Source organism: Cloacibacterium sp. DMC96, from assembly GCF_056313765.1.
The window spans coordinates 1,321,881-1,342,111 of record NZ_JBQUZQ010000001.1 but is presented as its reverse complement, the minus strand read 5'-3'; the positions used below and the strand labels follow the sequence as shown (position 1 = coordinate 1,342,111).

The window sequence follows — 20,231 nt, the reverse complement described above, 5'->3', positions numbered from 1 at the left end:
CTTACGACTTCACAACTCATCAACTTTACAACTTTACACCGTATCCCACACCGTCACCTCATTTTCAAATTACCACATTTTCAAATTTTCAAATTCCCATATCTCGAATCCCGCACCCCGCACCCCTTCACAACTCATCAACTTTACAACTTTACACCGTATCCCACACCGTCACCTCATTTTCAAATTACCACATTTTCAAATTTTCAAATTCCCATATCCCTCAAAAAAAAAGAACCCACGCCGTTGTATATACCCTCAAGTATTTAGTGAGAGTTCAAGACCTCACCTTACGGGTGTACAAGCACCCTCATTATCTTTTTTCTACTATCCAATGATGAGTTCAATACCTGCTTTTTCAGCTTTGTATTTTATCTTGGACTGCAATTCATAATAACTCCAGTTGCGAAGAACAAATCCCTGCTCTTGGGCAATGCCAATTTTGTCTTCCTGATTTTTAAGGATCAGCGTGCCTGCCTGTTGCTGAATGCAAAAATCAATAAGCCGTCTGCTGTACACATGAAGTCTATGGTTAACAAACCGACTTTCCAAATGCTCTCGATTAAAAAGTGCCTTTTGCTTGCGTTTCGCTCCTTTTCCAGAACGGGCAGAGGCAATGCCCGCTTGAAGCCTTTTCTGACTAGCCTGTATAGCCAACCTGCGGTAGAGAAACTCCTCCTTACTGCCTATAGTGATGCGCACATTATTGGCTTTCGCTACAATAGGATGTTCCAGAGACAAAAAAGCTTCAGCTATAATTTCAGGTTTCAAAGAATGTTCCTCTTTTTCAAATTCAAATACCGCAAGCCAATAGATTTTTTGGTCTTTCAATTGTATCTGCGAGGTACAGAGTTTTATTTCTCCCTTTAAAAGCCTTTCCATAATCAATCGCTTATCCGTAAAATCTTTCCCTAAATAAGTTGCCATAGGAATAGCAAACGCATTAAAACAAAACGCTTTCTTTTCACTATTGTATCTCATTTTGCTGATGCATTTCACAGGAAGTGGAATAGGGATGTCTTTTCTAAAGTTCCTCAAAGATTTTAAGCCCTTCCAATAATCAGCTTTTTCCTTTGAAAAAACAGACTGAATCGTATTGTTCAGGCTTCCCAAAATATCAGTAGGGATTTCCCCTTTGAATTTATCAAAGACCATGCGTGCCGTAGTGTTGGTTTTCGAACGGTTAAAGAGTCCCATTTCATCTTTGTTGACATCCGCCAATTTGTATTGAATCTCTTCCGTGAAATAAAAGAAATCCTTTATCATTTCCTGAACATACAAATGAGAAACAATAAAATTAGCAGCCCTGTAACATCGGTTCTGATAGCGGTAGAGTTTTTCCCACATCTCATTTCTCTCATCAATAGGAACATCCAGAACCAACTGAATTCTTCGGGTAAGGAGAATGGTAGATTTTTCCATTTTAAAGCGAGATTAAAGAAGTGTTCTGATGTTGTAGATATTGATACGCAAATAGAAATTCACGGTGGACTTCCTTTTCAGACAGTTGAAGTTCTTGGGCAATCACCGAGAAAGAGGCTTTCTGCTCAAACCTTCTTTTTAAAATCTCTAGTTGTTGAGGACTCATTTTATCTGTTGACTGTTCATGTTCAGATACTTTTTCCTTTGGTGGTTCAAAACTGCTTTCTTTAAGAATGTTTTTAAGGTCTTGGATGGCTCTGCTCACTTCATTGCTAATGTCTGTAACACTGCTTCCCATAGCCTTGGCGATGGGTTTGTATTGAAAGCCATATTCCAGGCAAAGTTCTAGCAGGTGTTTTCTTTTGGAATCTAGAACGCTCAATACCTTCTTCACTTCATCCCATCTTTTTTGTTCAGTTTCTTGGTGATGGAGCAGTTCTTTATCGTGCGCAGGGTCGTAACCAGCAAGATAATCCTGGTAGTTCTCGTAGCGTTCTAAGGAGTTAATAAGCTTTGTAAATTTATTTCTGGGTGACCTGTAATAGGTGAGGCACTCTCTCTTTAAAACAAAGCGTAGAAAACCCAAAATATGACCCGGACTTTCTATAGCATCACGGTGCAACCAAAGTTTAAGAAAAACATCCTGCACTAGCGTTTCCACCACAAAATTATCCTCTAGCATTTGTTTCCCGTGCCAGAATAGAAGTCTTTGGTAACGTGCATAGATGGGAGCTAAAGAATGGGGGTCGCCTTTTTTCAGCAGTGAGTAAAGCTGTTGGTCGTTCAGGGTTCGGGGCAAAGAATTTTTTCTTTTCATAAGCAGTGTGTTTTAGCTGGAAGAAACTGCTTCGATCATAAAGATGAATTCTTGGCACTTTCATACACACTTGCTACATCTTGCCCAATAGAAAAGGCGTGGAACTCAACTTACTGCATTAGAAAACTGTTTAATATTTTTCTAATGTAAGACCCAAAGCAATCGCTTCAATATTTCTATATAGTATAGGAAAACTACCTTTGGTAAGTAATTTGTTCAAATATAAGAATATTTATTCATAACGCACTATAAGTCTCCATGAAAAATATAATTATTTATCAATTTTACTTGATGTATAAATGGAATTCGGAAGAAATTAAAAATCAAGTTGGACTTTTTTTTAAGCTATACCGCTTAAGAAAAGGACTGTCACAGTTTCAAGTTGCGACTGAAATAGATCTTTCTAAAGATTATATTGGCAGAATAGAAAGAGGAAAAACTAATCCAACAATTGAGATTATTATTGCTATTTGTAATTTTCTAGAAATTGACATACTGAATGTATTTTCTAAAATAAGTCAGTCACAACTTGATTCAATGATAAGTGAAACAAAACTTTTAGAAGAAAAATTTAAAAACCAAAATAAAAGAAAGTCATAAGGAATTGGGATTTTTTCTTTTTTTGACATAGAATATGTTAGCGGAAGTTCTTAAATATATTTTTTTAAGTCGTTATATACATTTAATACACCAATATCTTTTATTGTGTTAACAACTTTTTTATGACAATGTCTATATTTTTTTTTACTCCCACAAAAGCATTTGCTTGTTCTATTCGGTAAATTATTATTATATATTTTAACTAATAATGATTTAATATTTTTAAAATCTTTTTCGCCTAATAGTTCTTTATAATATTGCTCAATACCAAATTGTCCATGATCGTATTCTCCATTTGCATAGCTTCCTGTAAGTCTTCTATATGTTTGATTTGCTAAATAAGGGATGACAAATTCATTATAATAGTTATTAATATCTATTCCTTTTTGTTTATGAATTTGCATAATTGGTCTAACTGCTACACAACAACTTCCATCTGGAAAAGTATGCCAGTCTGGGTTATTAGGAATTTTGCCACCTATTTCAAATAATGTAGGAAATATAAAAGGATAGCCATTTTTTGGGATACATATTTTAATTTCATATTCATCCCATTTTACGTTGTCATCACCAATTATTTCTACACTACCTAACACGTAAAAATTATCCAAGTCTTCTTTAACAGTAAAACTTGGATAGTTAGATATAAAATTATTTAAATGGTCTTTAATCATATTTCACTCCATGGTTTTGAAGCTGCTGCCACACCTATTAATGATGCAAATTGAGTTGAATTTGCTTCTTCATTTACATTTTCTCCTTCAGGAAATCTATCCCCTAGATGTTTTCTCCAATAGTTGCTCGCCTTTTGTTTATTTTTTTCGTCAAGTGCCTTATCCGCATCAGAAATAAAAATTTCTAAAGCATTCATAAAATCATCTCTTTTTTCCTTTGGATAATCAGCAAAAAGGTCATCGTTTGGTATAGCAGGGACAATACACTTGAATGAAAGATCTAATTCTTTTTTAATTTCTTTTAGAATATCTCTTAAAGTTATATCATCTCTTTTATTGTTAATACCTATTTTTTGTAATGCGTTTGAAGCTAAAATTGTCATTGCTAACCCAGGAGGCATTGATTTTCTTCTATGGTCACACCAAGCTTTTAGATATTTTACTATTTTAACTAAAACACCATCATTATCTTTCTTATTATTAAACCAGTCTACCATTTCTTTAGGATCAGACTCTTCCCAATCTTCATATTTTACAGCTAATTTGTAATTTTCACCATCTACTTTATAGTAAACAGGAATATCAATTTCATAGTCTGATTTAAAGATATTTCTAATACATTTTTTTCTATGTTCAGGATTTTCGCTAGTAAATCCATCAACTGCATTTTTAACCCAAGATTGTAATGTAGTAGCAGTAACATTAGGTTCACGAAAAAAATAAACACCATCGTCTAAATCACAAATATCATCTTTAGTTCTAATAGCAGTTTTCATTTTATATGATCCTTGTATATAAAATTTAGGTTCATATTCTGGATGATTATCTTTAAAATATTTACGAATTCTTTCTCTAAGTTTATCCTTAGAATTTTTCATTTTCTCCTTTTTAGAGGAACCAATAGAAATGTTAGAATTAAATTGTTGAAATAATGAATGTGAATTAGCCATATTAATGTGTTTTATAATGTTTTTGGGTTTTGAAAAAGTGTTTAACAGTATTACGCTCTGAAGATTTTAAATAACCTGCTTTTTTATATGCTAGTGATTTTAGGAGTTTAATAGAATTAGGACTTGCAAAATCTAAGTCTAAATGTTTTTTTTGAGATTTAGAAATCTCTTTTTCTTCAATTCTAGTAATGCAAGAATTGTTATTTAAACCATCTAAAATTTCTTTAGAAATATGATTATGACCAAAACTAGTTGCATCCATTAAAATTTTTATTAATTTTTTACCGAACATCCATCTTGTATAAGATCTTTTATTTTTTGTTTTAAAGTGTTCACCTTTTGGTTCATTAATAGAACCTATAGACAACACTTCTATAGATGTAAATTTTAATGAATTATCTTGAATAATATTTTTATTCAAAAAATATTTTATTGCTTCTGTAACACCACAAAGTGTTGGATTGTTAGCCCATATACCACCATCTATAAATTTTCCAAAATTTTCAATTTCATGAACTGGTAGATAAGTAGGAGCTGCTGAAGTAGCTAAACCCACATCAACTAATTTTACATCACCATCAATTGATAAATCACCTTCTTTATGTGGAAATTTCCAGACTTTAGGACAATTCGTATTCAAGTTGAAAGATGGAATACATAACAGGTTGTTTGAATCCTTCATTCTTTTGTTTTGAAACAATTCCTCTAAACATTTTTTCAAAATCTTATTGTCATATTTACCACCCCAAAATCCTTGTTTTATGTTTGTCAAGATACCTTTGGGGTTTGGAAATATATTTTCACCCTCATTTTCATAAAAATCTATAATTTTTGAAATATCAACATTATTTGATAATCCTAAAGCTATTAATCCACCAGTAGATGTACCACAAATTAAATCGAAATAATCACTTATAGGATTACCGTTACAAAACTCATCTTGTAATTCTTTTAATATAATTGCAGAATAAATTCCTTTTATTCCTCCTCCGTCAATTGATAAAATTTTAAATGGTACATCCATGATTTATAGTTTATTAGCAATAAATCAAATTATGAACCTTTTATAAAAAATAATTATAAATGATAGTTTTGTCAGTTTTTCACTAATACAAGAAAGACAAAATGGCAGTTTTTATAGAATTTCCGCTAACGGTTCGGCGGCTTGGCGAAGTGCGGGCTTGAATTGAGCGAAAGTTCAATTCAGACCGAGACGTAGCCAAAGTTGTGAGGCTTTTGGTAAATTTAATAAAAAAACGAAAGCAAACAGCTTTTGGCGGTTAAAAAGGTGAGAAGTTCAATTTTGTACGTCACCCGCCATTGAGCCAAACGCCTGTGCTTGTTGCACAACTCAAATATACAAAAACTTGTAAAAAAGCTATACTTTACCCAATAGTAAATACACTAAGTATTAGTTAAAAATAAACCTCTTTAAAATTGCTAGAAAAGAGGTTGTTTTTTTATGTTCTAAAAAAAGAGTTGTGTAATGGGTACCCATGTTGTACGTAGTAATCATTTTTTTTGATATTTGTTATCAAGCTCTTTAAAGATATTTGTATTAAAGAATGTCTTAACAGGTGATTTCGGATTATTAGGGTCTAACTTTCTATTATGAGAAAATGTGCTATTTAATTTAAGAGATCTCATAATTTTATGGAAATCACTGTTTTGTTTAAAATCAATATATCTTGAATTACATTTTATTATTAAATCATTGTAGGTTAAAGGATATTTTTTTGTAATATCTTCTTCTGTAATTTTAATTGGTACACCGTTTTCATCGTATCTCATACCGATTCCTTCTAAAGTTGCATTCTTTTTAAAAGTTATATCGATGCCAATAGCTACACTATAATCGATGTCTGATTCGTCACTTTCAGCGACTTTTTTCTTTAGATAATTTAAATAATTTTTCACTTCTTCTGTTAAAATAGAATCTGCTTCTATTTTAGAATCTACATATGCTAAAGGCATTAGATAAAAATTATATTGTGATAATGATACTTTTGTTTCCCATGTTTTTATTAACTCCATATAATTTTTAATACAAGCAAAACCTAATTCTTGAATTTCTTTTTGTATATCTGTATTATTATGGAAATGTATTGCATTATCTCTCAACTCAGTTAGAGCTGTTAAACTTTTTACTAGATTTAAGCTTAAATTGATATTTAATTTACGTAATCTAAAAATTGCTTCAGCTAAATTGATTGTCATTGGATTTTTTGATCTTGTCAATTTAGGTTGTAAGATTTTAGATTTATCACCATTCTTATTTTTCTTATTTTCCAAAACATAAATAGATCTCATATTATATTTTGATAGCTTAAGAATTTGAGATTTAAAGAGTAATTCCCATGAATTAATTGCGAGGATTGCAAAAGTTTCTTCACGATATTTGAAATCAGGTTTATTATAAATTTCAATTGCTGAAAGCATAGAACTTACTGATTTCTCTAAAAGACTTTGATAAGTTTTATTAATTTTCATTTAAGCAGGAAGTTTGGGAATTATTACGTACAACGGCTCGGCGGATTTGCGAAGTTCTTTTTCGGGAAGATTTGCTTTCAAAGAAAGGTATTTTGCAAAAACCTATATGCAAATTGCACAACTCAAATATACAAAATCTTGCGTAAAAGGATTTGCTTTTGTAAAAACAGACTTTCAAAGCATCAATAACTCCATTTTAAGAACGCGTTATTTTGGCATTTTGAAACTTACTTAAAAAACAAACCTTACTAAAATCGCTTTTAATGAGGTTGTTTTTTTATCTTTTTTAATGTTTGTTTTCTAGAAAGAGGAGTTGTGCAACAGTTACGGCTGTTAGCGGTTCGGGCTTTTGTCGTCATAGTTCAATTTTTAATTCTTTTGCTAAATCTTTGACGTATTCTTTATGCGATGATTTGGCTGGTTGAATGTTGTGATAATACTCTTTAAATAATTTTGAACCTTTCACTTTATCGTCCAACCATACAATTAAAGCTATGTCCAACTTTGCTCTTGGTGTAGCGTCATAAGGTAGTTTTCCGTTATTAGAGATTATTTTTTCTTTCGTGTCTAAACCCGAAAACCATTCAAAAGCTTTCTTTTCAATTCCTTCAATAATTTCTTGTGTAATTTTCGTGTTGTCGTCCGTAATTGTCCACCAATAATCTTGTCCTATTAGTATTGTGCCGAGCCTATTTCTGATTTGGCAATCATATTCTTTGTAATACTTTTTGTTTTCTGTCGGTGATTGAAATTTGTAAAGACTTTCAATGCAAACTCCGAGGTTTACAACAAACTTTCCGTATAAATTTTCTCGTAGTCCTGGTATTTCATAACCTTGTCCAATCGGATATTGTCCGCTTTGAAAGTTTATCACTTGAATTATTCCATCGTCAAGCCGTTTGTTAAATGTCCTGCCGTTTTTCTTGAAGCCAAGAGGTTTGAGTTTGGCAAATACTTCCTTCTCAACTATGTCAAGTTGAGTTTTAAAATCTTTCGGTGTCACTGATTGTTCAGTTTCACCTTTTGATTTGTCTTGCCGCTTAAAAATGTCAAATAGTCCCAATTTTATTTTTCTGTTTGTTACGGAATGTCTGTTTAGCCTGACCGCTAACGGGCAACGGCTTTGCGTAGTGGCGGAAATCGAAGCACGAACTTTCAACTTAGACGAAAACCCGCCATTACGCAAAACCGATGTGCTTGTTGCACAACTCAAATATACAAAATCTTGCATAAAAAGGTGATTTTTTGTACATTTATTCATGCAAGGAAAGATGAATTTCACCCCACAATTATTTGTTTCGATTAATTTATTAGACTTGGTTCCAGCGGATAATTTTTACAGAAAATTATTATCCGAGCTCAATTTACATTTCATATATAAAGTCGCCCAAAAGTACTATGACAAGTTTAACTTACAACTTGAAAAAATATCTGCGCTTTACCATTAAAAAACCAAGTATTTTAGCCCAAGTTATTTCCCTGAAATAAGAGAAGTGCTTTGCTTTTGTAAAAACAGTCTTTTTAGACTTCAATAACTCATTTTTAAGTACCGAAATTTTAGAATTTTGTACATGAACTAAAAAATAAACATTCTTTAAATCTGGTTTCTGAGTTTATCGAAGAATAAACGAGGTTGAAATATTATGTTTTTGAAAACTATTTTCTAAAAAAAGGAGTTGTGCAACAGTTACCCGTGTTAGCACCAGTTTTTTATTCGTTGTCAATCAATTTATACTCTTCAAGTGCGTCAGTGAAGATGTTCTCTTTGTTCAGTCGTATTAATTCTAATACCACTTTCGTAATTTTTTCTTGATCTAAATTGTCTTTCTCCATTTCGTCAACGAATTCCTTTGATAATTGTCTGTCTATATATTTAGCATTGTTGGCAATATTGCAGCAACCATAACCGTCAAAAGAAATTCTGCATAAATTAATTCGTTTGTCTGTAGAGTAATTGAAATCAAGAAATACCGAACCGTCAAGACAGCCTAGATAAAAGTCAGCCTTTCTGCTGTCAGGCATAGTGGTTTTGAAAAAGTCAAAATCTTGTCTCATTTCGCTATGACTGTTTGTTAAACAATTCAAGTCTTTTATCGATTCTTTTTAGAATTTCGGAATCACTGTCGTTATAAATGTCCCTTAACTGATATTCTTCATTTTGTTTGAACTCATTAATCCCCAAATTAAAAATAGCTTGACCAAATCTCTGACTAGGATTCTGGTCTAGATACACTTTTAATCGTTCTAATATTCTTTTGTGTTCGTCTGTCATAAAATTGGTGCTAACGGTTCGGCGGATTTGCGAAGTTCCGAGAATGAAGTTTACTTCTGTTCTTGGGATTTAGCAAATCTGCTTGTTGTGCGAAGTCCGCGAAACGGAGAGCACAGATGTGGATGTAATCCACTTATTCATTGCCGTAAAGTTTTATTGTAATTATGTTATAGATTTTAAGTTTTGCTTATTAGTTTTATACAAATTTAATAAAATCAATGGATTATAAAATATAGTTTTCCGTTTTTTTAATAAAAATTTATATGATAAACTTTGCTCATTAGAGAACCAAGGATTTCATTAAACACTTCTCTTCTAGGATAAATAGAGATAAACTAAAATTAGCCTTCGTGCTAAGTGAAGAATAAAAGAAACTAAATTTTATTTGTGTTTTGTCATAGAATACGTTAGCAGAAGTTTTTATTTGAAATATATTTTTTTGCCAATTTTTAATTCTATTTTATCTAATTTTTTGTTCAATTTCAATATTACTTGTTCTTCGCAAAATTCGACTACTTTGATAAATGTATCATACTGACCAAAAGGTATTAATGTTGTATAGGTTGTTGCAAGGATTATTTCTTTTTCACTTTCATCAACATATGAAATAGAAATATCGTGTCCATTTTCTTCTTCACTATGTGCAACATACTTATTTCTTGTATTCATTATATTTTCGTGAATATTCAAAAAATCTGGTTTTTCGGAAAATATTTCTTTTGAATTCAATGTAATTCTACCTTTTCCTGAACTAGTAAAACACTTTCCGTAAGACATTATGAAATTTTTATACAATCCATTAGCTAAAGTTAATTCTTCTAACTGACTTAATTTACCCATTTCTTTGGATTTTTTTGATAATATCAATGAGTTTTTTGCATCCAAAAGATTCATTGCGATATTAGTCCATCCAGTCAGTTTTTCAAATTCCTCACCAGCTAGTGTCAAATTTTCTTTTTTTACAAATTCATTTAAGTTTTGACTTGCTAAGTCCTTAAAATTTGTCAGGGGATTTTCTGTAGAAGCCATTTTATAAAATTTCTGCTAACGGTTCGGCGGATTTGCGAAGTACACGAAGGTAGTTGGCTTCTGTTCGTGGGAGATTGCAGATTTCCATCTGTGGTTATAAACCACACATTCCGTGTCGTAAAATTTTATTGTAATTATGTTATAGATTTTAAGTTTTGCTTATTAGTTTAATACAAAGTTAATAAAATCAATGAATTATAAAATACAGTTTTCTGTTTTTTTAATAAAAATTTATAGGGTAAACTTTGCTCATTAGAGATTTCCAAGGATTTCATTAAACACTTTTCTTCTAGGATACATAAAACCTAAATTAAATAAGTTCTCGCACGAAGTAAAATCTATTGATTATTCAATTTTATCAAGATTTCTTTCATTGTTTCAATTAAAACCGAAAAACTTGGACTTTCACCTACAATCATACTGCTTTGCATAATTTTATAATCTTTTTCCCAATCACCAATTACTTCTTCAGGTGGAATGATATTGATAGATCCTTTTTTGTGATTTTCATAATTAATCCATTTGTAAAGATTCATCTTTTCTCTAAAAACAACAATCTTCTCAAAAAGTTCATCATCCGCCAAAGCATTTATGCCATATTCAGTATAATAAAGTTGATACAGGTCAAACAAATGTCGGCTCATTCTTTCGCTTCTGATTCTGCCTTTAGGCTTTGAAAACTCTTCGTGAAGCAAAAGAATTTTTTCCAGAAAAGTTTTTGTTGGTACAGTAACCAAGACTTCAAATGGCGGCAATGAGAAAGGAGCGTCTTTGTAATAATTTTCAATAAACGATTGAATTTCTTTCTTCTCAGAAGGTTCCGTCATGGCTCTAGCTCCCATTTCAATCAACACTTTTTGCTGAACATAATTTTCTTGCGGAATTACACTTTTATACACCAACTCTAGATGATTAGGATCGCTAAGGTCATCTACAAATGCTGAATAAATGATTTTATAATCATCATTAGAAATACCTAATTTATTCATTTCAGATTCTAACTCTTCTCTAAAATCAGAAATTACAAACTTTCCCGCTGTTTTTCGCAATTTCTTCATTTGCGTTTTGGTTTCGGGATCATTTGAAAATCCTAAAAGATTTTTGTCAATAATTAAATCTACATCTTCAGAAAAGCGTTCAATGATTTGATATGCTTTGCTTAAAGAAGTGCCGCCCTTAAAAATAATCTGGTCTTTATATTTTGATTGAAAGACAGCCCTCAAAACCATACAAAACCACCAATCTTTTTCAATCGCAAAAGGAGCATAACCAGTAGATAATGCTAATTGGTTTAAGGTTTCAATCCGTTGTTCTTTACTAAGTTTACTGTGCCACATTTTATGATGGGTGTATGTTTTTTATTCTTTTCTGAATCCAAACGGGTGCAAATTTTAATTGAGAAACTAAAACTTTATCTTCAATTTTTTCAATATATTGAGTGAGTTTTTCCTCAAAATCTTCTGAAATATTTTTTTCGCCCTTAATTTTATAGGCTTGAATGATGAGCTGAAGCAAATCGTCTTTTACAGCTAAATTTCTTGGTGCGGTTTTTTTAAATTTAATTTTACTTTTTCCTATATTGATTTCTCTTTGTGCACCATCTGTAAGATATACTACGTGAAGAGGAATTTGGGTCGATAATCCTAAAAGATACATCGCCATTGCTCCTGTAGGTGCAATTCTGGCTTTATCCCTATTAGCAATTTCTTTCGCAATTTCTTCAATACTAGGATAAACAATTCCCAAAATCTCATCTTTTTTCGGAACCAAGTAAATTCCGTGAGCCAAACGAACTAATCTTCCTTGTTTCTCTAAACGACGAAGAACCTGTCGAATATTTTCCGTAGTTCCAAATTTCAGAAAATCTTCTGCGAAAAATATTTTTCCTTTAGAAGATTTTTTAATCTTAATTTCTATTTGATTATGAGCGTTTTGCACTTGTTTTTTTAATATTATTTGTCACAAATATAGTAAAAATTTGTGACAAAATTATTTCGTTATAATATATAATTCACCCCATAAATCATATGATGAGCAATTCACCGATGGAACGGTAAATGAATTGACGAAGAAATACCATTGGTGACCCCAAAAAAGTTGGGAATAGTTTAGGCTGATAAGTATTATAACAATACCTGGAGATGGAATACACGGAACACCAAAACATAATGAAAATGGAGAATTCTTTTTTATAAATGAAAATAATCTTGAAGACAGCAAAATTGTAATTAAGCCACAGACTATTAGCCTGTCAAAGTCAGGGTCGTGGAAAGAATTTTTCTTTCCAATTTTCTTCCCCGGTGGCTGAGCCTGCCGAAGCCCGATGTCTGGGATTTGTAATCCGTGACTAATACTTTGTTACTACTTAAATATAATGAAAAATAATTTTCCACCTCGGTGACTGAGCCTGCCGAAGCCCGATGTCTGGGATTTGTAATCCGTGACTATTACTTTGTTATTACTTAAATATAATGAAAAATAATTTTCCACCTTGGTGACTGAGTGTCGTCGAAGTCAGGGTTGGGGAAAAGAAAATTATTTCCAAACAAAAAACTTCATAAAAAAGCATTTTAAAACACAAGCTTCATCAATTCCACAAAAACTCAAGTTGTCCAACAATTACAGTTGTCAGGAAATCTACTTTTTATTTTCCCAAGTAGTCTTTTTCAATTCAAACCAGTCTGTTGGGTCACCTTCGTAATCAAAGGTTTCTTGAAATTCAAAGCCCAATTTAGATAAAACCTTCTTAGAGTTTACATTTTTCGGGTCAACGATAGCAAAAATTTGGTCAATATTTAAGTTTGAAAATCCATAATCCAAAATAGCAATAGAAGATTCTGTAGCAAAACCTTTACCCCAATGTTTTTTCTTAAACCTATAACCAAGTTCGTAAAAATTGTGGTGATTATTTAATGGTTGGTCAAAATATTTTAAACCAGCCCAACCAATACATTCGTTGGTTAATTTATCAATTACAGCCCAACGAGCAATTCCATTTTCTTGATATTGCTTTTTAAGCATTTCAATCACTTTTGTTATTTCGTCAATTGATTTTACAGGATTATTTTCAATAAACAAATGAACTTCTGGGTCAGAATCCATTTCGAATAAGTCATTTTCGTCTGTGTATTCTAACTCTCTTAAAATTAACCTTTCTGTTTCTAATAAAATATTCATTTGTCGATTATTTTTTTTACGGTGTCGTTTTTAATCTCACCACTAACATTTTTAAACCTGATGCAAGTAGCTGAAATTGAAACGAAAATACCAGATGCATCGTTTTTTTAATCTTTGAGGATTACTTTATAATTGTTTAAATATAATAAAAATATTAAAACACATGCTTCATCAATTGACCAACGAATTCTCACTTTGTTCACTTAAAAAAAGTAATTCAATAATAAAAATCTTTGCGTTTCAAAAATAATTTCGATTCCTAATCGTGAGCAAAAAACATAACCCTGTCATTCTGAACGAAGCGTAGCATAGTGAAGAATCTCTTCATAAAGCAAAATATTTCAACTTCACGACTTCACCCCGCACCTCATCCTTCACCACACCGCTTCAAAGCGAATGAATTTCGCTAACTTTGCTTCCTTAAAACATCAAGAAGATAAAAAAAATCTTTGCGTTTCAAAAAAAATCCCCCCAATAATTAGATTCCTAATCGTGAGCAAAAAACAAAACCCTGTCATTCTGAACGAAGCACAGCGCAGTGAAGAATCTTTTCATCAAGGAAAAAGTTTTTCAACACCTGCCAACCGAATATCCGTGATCTTCCCAGAACATCTCCGATGTTCCTCAGTGCCCTCAAAAACGCTATCATTTCACCACATCTCCGTGAACTTTGTGATAGAAAATAAGCCAGTTTAAATAACAATTCCCATAAAGCTTCAAAGCGAATGAATTTCGCCAACTTAGCTCACTTAAAAAAGCAATTCAAGAAAAAAAATCTTTGCGTTTCAAAAAAAATCCCCCCAATAATTAGATTCCTAATCGTGAGTAAAAAACAGAACCCTGTCATTCTGAACGAAGCACAGCGCAGTGAAGAATCTCTTCATAAAGCAAAATATTTCAACTTCACGACTTCACGACTTCACCCCGCACTCATCCCTCATCCCTCATCCCTCATCCCTCATCCCTCATAACTCATAATTCATAACTCACAACTCATAACTCACCACTTACGCCTTCACGACTCATCAACTTTACGACTTTACACCATATCCCACACCATCAACCCATTTTCAAATTACCACATTTTCAAATTTTCAAATTACCTCACCATTTCAACAAGTCTCAGCTAAGGAACAAACAAGTTTGAGTAATATTAAATAGTAAGTTGTAGTATAGTTGTAGTATAGTTAAAGTATAGCAAAGGTACTGATGAAGAATGTAAATCTTATATCTTCTTCATCTCAAAAGAAGGGGATAGTCTATTATCAAATCACTAAGAAATACAGAAAAACAAAGATTAAACTTTGCTTTTGTAAGGGTTTTAGGCATTTATTTCCTAAAAAAAACTATTTTTACTTCATTAAAAATGATAAAAAAATGAAATTGACAAGAATTTTTGTTCCAATTGTAGCATCACTGGTATTGTACAGTTGTGCTTCTAATAACCTATCCTACGAAGGAAAAGCTTTTAAAACCGCCTATGAATCCATCAAGGCAGATGAACTGAAGAAAAACCTCATGGTCATTGCTTCAGACGAGATGGAAGGCCGACAAACCGGCTCTGAAGGTCAAAAAAAAGCAGGGGTTTACATGATAGATTACTATAAAAACATAGGAATTTCTTATCCGAAAGCTTTAGGAAGTTATTATCAAAAAGTGCCTAAAGAAGCACTAAAAAGCAGAAGAGGAGAGCTTCCTGACTCAGAAAATATATTGGCATTTATAGAAGGAACAGAAAAACCTGAGGAAATTATCGTGATTTCTGCACATTATGACCACGTTGGGACCAATAATGGAGTAGTGTACAATGGTGCAGATGACGACGGAAGTGGAACAGTTGCGGTAATGGAAATCGCAGAAGCTTTCCAACAAGCAAAGAAAGCAGGAAAAGGTCCGAAACGTTCCATTCTTTTCTTACATGTAACTGGGGAAGAACACGGCTTATTGGGTTCTAAATATTATTCCGAGAATCCAGTATTTGATTTAAAGAACACTGTGGCAAACCTAAATATCGACATGATTGGTAGAAGTGATAAAGAAAACGAAGGCAAGAATTATGTCTACGTTATCGGTTCGGAAATGCTTTCTACTGAATTAAAAAAAATAAATGTAGCAGCCAATAAAGCGACTCAAAATCTAGAACTCAACTATAAATATGATGATCCTAATGACCCAATGAGATTATACTACAGAAGTGACCATTATAATTTTGCGAAACACGGCATTCCTGTAGCGTTTTTCTTTGACGGAATTCACGAAGATTATCATCAACCAACAGATGATCCGGAGAAAATAGATTATCCATTACTTCAAAAAAGAGCACAATTGGTTTTTGCTACCGCTTGGGAATTAGCCAATCGCAAAGAAAGAATTGTAGTAGATAAAAAATAATTGAAATATTTTCAATTTTCAATTCTCCATTTTTAATTAAAAAAGTAGCCTCAACAGGAATCGAACCTGTATCTAAAGTTTAGGAAACTTCTATTCTATCCATTGAACTATGAGGCCAAAATTTATGAATTTAAAAATAAGAAAAATATATTCAATAAAAACATTGATTTTTATCAATAGGAGCGGACTTTAGTCCGCTTTTTTTAATTATAAATTTATAGGGCTTTAGCCGAAATTTAAAGAAGACAAAAATAAAAGAACCCACTCTTTAGAAGCAGGTTCAATAGATAAAGACATCTCATTTTTTTAGTTAAAAGCCAAAAGAAAAGGGAAGCCGACGATGCTTCCCTTAAATTTTTATCTCAAATTTAATGATGATTTCTAGTGAATTGGATACAGAAAAATGCATAACTTTTATTTTCCTAAATTAAAATTACAAATTATTCTAAATCACTGTATTAACGGAATGTTAATATTCACATGTTCTGCACAATTTTTTTGTTTATAAATATTGCAATGCAAATTCTAATGCTCTTTTTTCAGTGTAAAAAGCATTCTTTTCTTCCATAAATCCTACATGTCCACCAAAATCTGGAATCTCCAAATGTAAAAAAGGATTGGCTAATGCTTCTTCTTTAGGAAAGCAACTTTCAGAAAGAAAACTATCATTTTTAGCATTGATAAGAAGTGTCGGAATTTTAATATTCTTTAAAAACTGCTTGGAACTGCATTTTTCATAATAATCAAAAGCGTCTGTAAAACCATTAACTTTCGATGTGTAAACATCATCAAACTCCTTTAAATCTTTGATGTTTTTGATTTCTGCTGCAGACAAAAATTCTGGAAATCTTTTGCACTTGAGTAAGGTTTTCTTTTTTAAGGTTTTCAAGAAATTGTTAGCATACACAAGATTTCTCTTGGAAGTCAATTTGTGCATAGAACCTTTTAAATCTATGGGCGTAGAAATAGCGATTACCGCTTTTATTTTATCAGAAATGTCTCTGCTTTCACCAGCGTATTTCAAACACAAATTTCCACCAAGACTAAACCCTTTCAGAATGATTTTTTCATAGTTTTTAGAAAGCACCTTTTCTATCACATCTTGCACATCATCGGTTCTTCCAGAATGGTAGGAATAATGAACTCTATTGCTTTCTCCGGAACAATCTCTGTGGTTTACAGCACAACAATCAAAGCCGTTTTCATTGAAAATTTTGGCTGCTCCCAACATATAATGTCTCTGTGCGCTGCCTTCTAAACCATGAAATAAAATAATACAACGGTCTGTTTTTTCTTTGGCAAAACTCCAATCTAAATCCAGAAAATCGCCATCAGAAAGTTCTAGTCTTTCTCTTTGTTGAGTTATACCAGTAACTTTTCTAAATAAAGCACTGTAAATCGTAGAAAAATCTCCATTTCTGAAGATTTTTTTAGGTTGATATTCGGAAGGAAGAATAGGCATTCAATTACAATTTTTCAGCAACAAACTTCGCTGTTCTAGAGAATTTATCTTGTGCCAAATCTTCTGGAGTTCCTGCAAAGACAACTTCTCCACCGTGTTTTCCAGCATCTGGACCGATATCTATAATGTAATCTGCTGATTTGATGATGTCTGGTTGATGTTCAATGACAATCACAGAATGTCCTAAACCAATTAAAGCTTGAAGCGATTTCAAAAGTTTATTAATATCATGAAAATGCAATCCTGTACTCGGTTCATCGAAAACAAAAAGGGTTTTTTCTGTTGTCGCACCTTTTACCAAAAACGAAGCCAATTTAACTCTTTGAGCTTCACCACCAGAAAGGGTAGAAGAACTTTGTCCTAATTGCAAATATCCTAAACCTACATCTTGTAAAGGTTTCAACTTAGTCACAATTTTTTCTTCGTGGTTTTCAGAGAAAAATTCAAGTGCTTCATCTACAGTCATGTGTAAAATATCCGAAATATTTTTTTCATCATATTTTACTTCCAGAATTTCATCTTTGAAACGTGTTCCGTGGCAATGTTCGCATTCTAATTCTATATCAGCCATAAACTGCATTGAAACAGTAATTACACCTTCTCCTTTGCATTCATCACATCTTCCACCATCTACGTTGAAAGAAAAATGTTTTGGTTTCAGCCCTTGAACTTTTGCAGATTTCTGCTTCGCAAAAAGGTCTCTGATGTCGTCATAAGCCTTCAAATAAGTGACAGGATTAGAACGAGAAGATTTTCCGATTGGGTTTTGATCAATGAGTTCTATATTTTGAATCACTTTTTTAGGAAATTCCACCGAATCGTAATCTGCTTTTTTACCGCCCATTCCTAATTCTATCTGAATGGCATTCGTAAGGATTTCTTTCATTAAAGTAGATTTTCCACTTCCAGAAACGCCCGAAATTACGGTAAGAACTTCCAAAGGAACATCTACATCTATGTTTTTAAGATTATTCTGTCTTGCTCCTTTTATTTTGATGAATTCTTTCGGTTTTCTTCTGGTTTTTGGGACTTCTATTTCTAATCTTCCCGTTAAATATTTCGAGGTCAAAGTATCTGCATCTTTCAATTCCTTGAAATTTCCTGCAAAAACCAATTCACCGCCTAAAAATCCAGCTTCTGGACCAATGTCTATAATATAATCCGCCGCTTTCATCACGTCTTCATCGTGTTCTACCACAATCACCGTATTTCCTAAATCACGAAGATTTTTAAGGACTTCAATTAAATTTTCGGTATCTCGTGAATGCAGACCAATACTTGGTTCATCAAGAATATAAATACTTCCCACCAAAGAACTTCCGAGCGAAGTCGCCAAGTTTATTCTTTGTGATTCACCACCAGAAAGCGTGTTAGAAGTTCTGTTTAAAGTCAAATATCCCAATCCAACTTTATTCAAAAATTCTAAACGAGTGTTGATTTCGTAGGTTAATCTTTTGGCAATTTCTGCATCGTGTTGGTTGAGTTTCAAGTTTTTCATCAATGGTAACAACTCGTCCAAAGGAATTTCTACCAAAGATTGAATGTCGTGACCATCAATTTTTACATATTCAGTTTCTGGACGAAGACGTTTTCCTTCACAAGTTGGACAAAGTGTTTTTCCACGGTATCTGGAAAGCATGACTCTGTACTGAATTTTGTACAAATTTTCTTCCAGCATTTTGAAAAAATTATCAATGCTCGGGAAGTTTTTGGTTTTATCGCCTCTCCAAAGATAATTTTTCTGTTCTTTTGTGAGTTGATGATACGGTTTATGAATAGGGAAATCTTTTGCTTTTTTGATGAAATCTCTTTTCCATTCGCTCATGGTTTCACCACGCCAAGAAGCGACAGCGTCTTCAAAAACCGACAAATTTTTATTCGGAATGACTAAATCTTCATCGATACCGATTACTTTTCCGTAACCTTCACATTCTGGACAAGCGCCATAAGGATTATTAAAACTGAAAAAATGAACATTGGGTTCGTTAAACGTGATTCCATCCAATTCAAATTTATTAGAAAATTCTTTTACATTTTCGGTTTCAACTTCTTTCAAAGAGCAAGTTCCGTGGCCTTCATAAAATGCCATTTGAACAGAATCTGCCAATCTTTGAAGGAAATGTTCGTCATTATCATAAGAAAATCTATCAATCACGAGATGAATTTCCATAGATTCTTCTGGAACGAAACCAAAACTTTCTAAATCTTCAATATTGGCAAGGTTTCCATTGATTTCTAATCTTGTAAAACCTGCCACTTTCAATGTTTTGAGTTGTTCTTTGAATTTTTTGACTTCAAATAGAAGCGGCGCTCTCAGAAGAAATGTTTTTCCTTCATTTTTTTCGATATAATCGATCACATCAGTCACCGAATCTTTTTTCACTTCGTCTCCAGAAATAGGAGAGTAGGTTCTGCCAACTCTGGCAAAAAGGAGTTTCAGATAATCATAAATTTCGGTAGAAGTTCCTACTGTAGAACGAGGATTGCTAGAAATTACCTTCTGCTGAATCGCAATAGAAGGTGCTAAACCTTTGATGTCGTCAATTTTTGGTTTTTCTAATTTACCAAGAAACTGTCGCGCGTAAGAACTCAAAGATTCTACATAACGTCTCTGTCCTTCTGCATAAATGGTGTCAAAAGCAAGCGAAGATTTTCCGCTTCCTGAAACACCAGTAATCACGATGAGTTTGTTTTTCGGAATCAGTACATCTATGTTTTTGAGATTATTAAGATGTGCGTTTTTTACGAAAATATGTTTTTTGATATCGATTTCTTGAGTTGTAGTCATAATGAATTGAAGAAGAGCAAAATTACGGAAAAATTACCAAATTTTGAAAGGAGAATTAAGGATAAAAGTTGTAAACTTTAACATGAAATAATTTGAAAATTCAAAAAAAAATGCAATATTTGTAGTTCAAATTGTAATTAAAAAAAGTAATTATGAAAA

Annotated in this window: 17 protein-coding genes and 1 tRNA gene; 2 read left to right on the top strand and 16 right to left on the bottom strand. The window is 32.4% G+C overall.

Annotated features, from left to right (window positions below):
- Positions 1–327: 327 nt before the first annotated feature.
- Positions 328–1,422: a nuclease/transposase family protein gene (locus tag ACT53I_RS05965; RefSeq protein ID WP_476078877.1), complete on the bottom strand. Its 1,095-nt coding sequence runs from the start codon at positions 1,420–1,422 to the stop codon at positions 328–330.
- Position 1,423: 1 nt separating this feature from the next.
- A complete protein-coding gene (locus ACT53I_RS05960; protein ID WP_476078876.1) occupies positions 1,424–2,239 on the bottom strand; it encodes an RNA polymerase sigma factor in 816 nt (271 codons plus the stop codon).
- 258 nt (positions 2,240–2,497) lie between these two features.
- On the opposite strand from ACT53I_RS05960, the gene ACT53I_RS05955 reads away from it, so the two are divergent.
- Complete coding sequence (locus tag ACT53I_RS05955) at positions 2,498–2,839, top strand: helix-turn-helix domain-containing protein (RefSeq protein WP_476078875.1); 342 nt, start codon at positions 2,498–2,500, stop codon at positions 2,837–2,839.
- Positions 2,840–2,889: 50 nt separating this feature from the next.
- Here the strand turns inward: ACT53I_RS05955 and ACT53I_RS05950 are convergent, their stop codons facing one another.
- The 11 genes from ACT53I_RS05950 to ACT53I_RS05900 all read right to left on the bottom strand — a co-directional run bounded on the left by ACT53I_RS05950 (position 2,890) and on the right by ACT53I_RS05900 (position 13,431).
- The gene (locus ACT53I_RS05950; RefSeq protein WP_476078874.1) at positions 2,890–3,513 is read right to left on the bottom strand and encodes an SEC-C domain-containing protein; all 624 of its coding nucleotides are present in this window, start codon (positions 3,511–3,513) and stop codon (positions 2,890–2,892) included.
- Positions 3,510–4,463, bottom strand: coding sequence for a cyclic GMP-AMP synthase DncV-like nucleotidyltransferase (locus ACT53I_RS05945; RefSeq protein ID WP_476078873.1), 954 nt, complete (start codon positions 4,461–4,463; stop codon positions 3,510–3,512). Before ACT53I_RS05945 ends, ACT53I_RS05950 begins: the two co-directional genes overlap by 4 nt.
- 1 nt (position 4,464) lies before the next feature.
- Positions 4,465–5,487, bottom strand: coding sequence for a CBASS cGAMP-activated phospholipase (locus ACT53I_RS05940; RefSeq protein ID WP_476078872.1), 1,023 nt, complete (start codon positions 5,485–5,487; stop codon positions 4,465–4,467).
- 488 nt (positions 5,488–5,975) lie between these two features.
- Complete coding sequence (locus tag ACT53I_RS05935; RefSeq protein ID WP_476078871.1) at positions 5,976–6,953, bottom strand: DUF3644 domain-containing protein; 978 nt, start codon at positions 6,951–6,953, stop codon at positions 5,976–5,978.
- A gap of 355 nt (positions 6,954–7,308) precedes the next feature.
- Positions 7,309–8,184, bottom strand: a complete 876-nt coding sequence (locus ACT53I_RS05930) for a DUF4304 domain-containing protein (protein WP_476078870.1) — start codon at positions 8,182–8,184, stop codon at positions 7,309–7,311.
- Positions 8,185–8,663: 479 nt separating this feature from the next.
- On the bottom strand, positions 8,664–9,008 hold the full coding sequence (locus tag ACT53I_RS05925; RefSeq protein ID WP_476078869.1) for a hypothetical protein: 345 nt from the start codon (positions 9,006–9,008) through the stop codon (positions 8,664–8,666).
- A gap of 4 nt (positions 9,009–9,012) precedes the next feature.
- Positions 9,013–9,225, bottom strand: a complete 213-nt coding sequence (locus ACT53I_RS05920) for a hypothetical protein (RefSeq protein WP_476078868.1) — start codon at positions 9,223–9,225, stop codon at positions 9,013–9,015.
- Between the two features lie 420 nt (positions 9,226–9,645).
- Entirely contained in the window at positions 9,646–10,254 is a 609-nt protein-coding gene (locus ACT53I_RS05915) for a hypothetical protein (protein ID WP_476078867.1), read from the bottom strand.
- A 338-nt stretch (positions 10,255–10,592) separates the two neighbouring features.
- Positions 10,593–11,591: a nucleotidyl transferase AbiEii/AbiGii toxin family protein gene (locus ACT53I_RS05910; RefSeq protein ID WP_476078866.1), complete on the bottom strand. Its 999-nt coding sequence runs from the start codon at positions 11,589–11,591 to the stop codon at positions 10,593–10,595.
- A 1-nt stretch (position 11,592) separates the two neighbouring features.
- Positions 11,593–12,192 (bottom strand): DUF6088 family protein, encoded by a 600-nt coding sequence (locus tag ACT53I_RS05905; RefSeq protein ID WP_476078865.1) that lies wholly within the window; start codon positions 12,190–12,192, stop codon positions 11,593–11,595.
- Between the two features lie 699 nt (positions 12,193–12,891).
- Positions 12,892–13,431 carry a GNAT family N-acetyltransferase gene (locus ACT53I_RS05900; protein WP_476078864.1) on the bottom strand — a complete coding sequence of 180 codons (540 nt, stop codon included), beginning with the start codon at positions 13,429–13,431 and terminating at the stop codon, positions 12,892–12,894.
- A 1,377-nt stretch (positions 13,432–14,808) separates the two neighbouring features.
- Here ACT53I_RS05900 and ACT53I_RS05895 point away from each other — a divergent pair.
- Complete coding sequence (locus ACT53I_RS05895) at positions 14,809–15,822, top strand: M28 family metallopeptidase (protein WP_461378125.1); 1,014 nt, start codon at positions 14,809–14,811, stop codon at positions 15,820–15,822.
- A 45-nt stretch (positions 15,823–15,867) separates the two neighbouring features.
- On the opposite strand, the gene ACT53I_RS05890 is transcribed toward ACT53I_RS05895, so the two are convergent.
- The 3 genes from ACT53I_RS05890 to uvrA form a co-directional block, all read right to left on the bottom strand.
- A tRNA-Arg gene (locus ACT53I_RS05890) sits at positions 15,868–15,939 on the bottom strand.
- Between the two features lie 385 nt (positions 15,940–16,324).
- Positions 16,325–17,284 carry a YheT family hydrolase gene (locus ACT53I_RS05885; protein WP_476078863.1) on the bottom strand — a complete coding sequence of 320 codons (960 nt, stop codon included), beginning with the start codon at positions 17,282–17,284 and terminating at the stop codon, positions 16,325–16,327.
- 4 nt (positions 17,285–17,288) lie between these two features.
- Complete coding sequence (uvrA, locus tag ACT53I_RS05880) at positions 17,289–20,072, bottom strand: excinuclease ABC subunit UvrA (RefSeq protein ID WP_476078862.1); 2,784 nt, start codon at positions 20,070–20,072, stop codon at positions 17,289–17,291.
- Positions 20,073–20,231 lie beyond the last annotated feature (159 nt).

Excerpts from the sequence above, each read along its gene's own strand:
- ACT53I_RS05965 (WP_476078877.1), bottom strand. The coding sequence starts at position 1,422 with ATGGAAAAATCTACCATTCTCCTTACCCGAAGAATTCAGTTGGTTCTG.
- ACT53I_RS05960 (WP_476078876.1), bottom strand. The coding sequence starts at position 2,239 with ATGAAAAGAAAAAATTCTTTGCCCCGAACCCTGAACGACCAACAGCTT.
- ACT53I_RS05955 (WP_476078875.1), top strand. The coding sequence starts at position 2,498 with ATGAAAAATATAATTATTTATCAATTTTACTTGATGTATAAATGGAAT.
- ACT53I_RS05950 (WP_476078874.1), bottom strand. The coding sequence starts at position 3,513 with ATGATTAAAGACCATTTAAATAATTTTATATCTAACTATCCAAGTTTT.
- ACT53I_RS05945 (WP_476078873.1), bottom strand. The coding sequence starts at position 4,463 with ATGGCTAATTCACATTCATTATTTCAACAATTTAATTCTAACATTTCT.
- ACT53I_RS05940 (WP_476078872.1), bottom strand. The coding sequence starts at position 5,487 with ATGGATGTACCATTTAAAATTTTATCAATTGACGGAGGAGGAATAAAA.
- ACT53I_RS05935 (WP_476078871.1), bottom strand. The coding sequence starts at position 6,953 with ATGAAAATTAATAAAACTTATCAAAGTCTTTTAGAGAAATCAGTAAGT.
- ACT53I_RS05930 (WP_476078870.1), bottom strand. The coding sequence starts at position 8,184 with ATGCAAGATTTTGTATATTTGAGTTGTGCAACAAGCACATCGGTTTTG.
- ACT53I_RS05925 (WP_476078869.1), bottom strand. The coding sequence starts at position 9,008 with ATGAGACAAGATTTTGACTTTTTCAAAACCACTATGCCTGACAGCAGA.
- ACT53I_RS05920 (WP_476078868.1), bottom strand. The coding sequence starts at position 9,225 with ATGACAGACGAACACAAAAGAATATTAGAACGATTAAAAGTGTATCTA.
- ACT53I_RS05915 (WP_476078867.1), bottom strand. The coding sequence starts at position 10,254 with ATGGCTTCTACAGAAAATCCCCTGACAAATTTTAAGGACTTAGCAAGT.
- ACT53I_RS05910 (WP_476078866.1), bottom strand. The coding sequence starts at position 11,591 with ATGTGGCACAGTAAACTTAGTAAAGAACAACGGATTGAAACCTTAAAC.
- ACT53I_RS05900 (WP_476078864.1), bottom strand. The coding sequence starts at position 13,431 with ATGAATATTTTATTAGAAACAGAAAGGTTAATTTTAAGAGAGTTAGAA.
- ACT53I_RS05895 (WP_461378125.1), top strand. The coding sequence starts at position 14,809 with ATGAAATTGACAAGAATTTTTGTTCCAATTGTAGCATCACTGGTATTG.
- ACT53I_RS05885 (WP_476078863.1), bottom strand. The coding sequence starts at position 17,284 with ATGCCTATTCTTCCTTCCGAATATCAACCTAAAAAAATCTTCAGAAAT.
- uvrA (WP_476078862.1), bottom strand. The coding sequence starts at position 20,072 with ATGACTACAACTCAAGAAATCGATATCAAAAAACATATTTTCGTAAAA.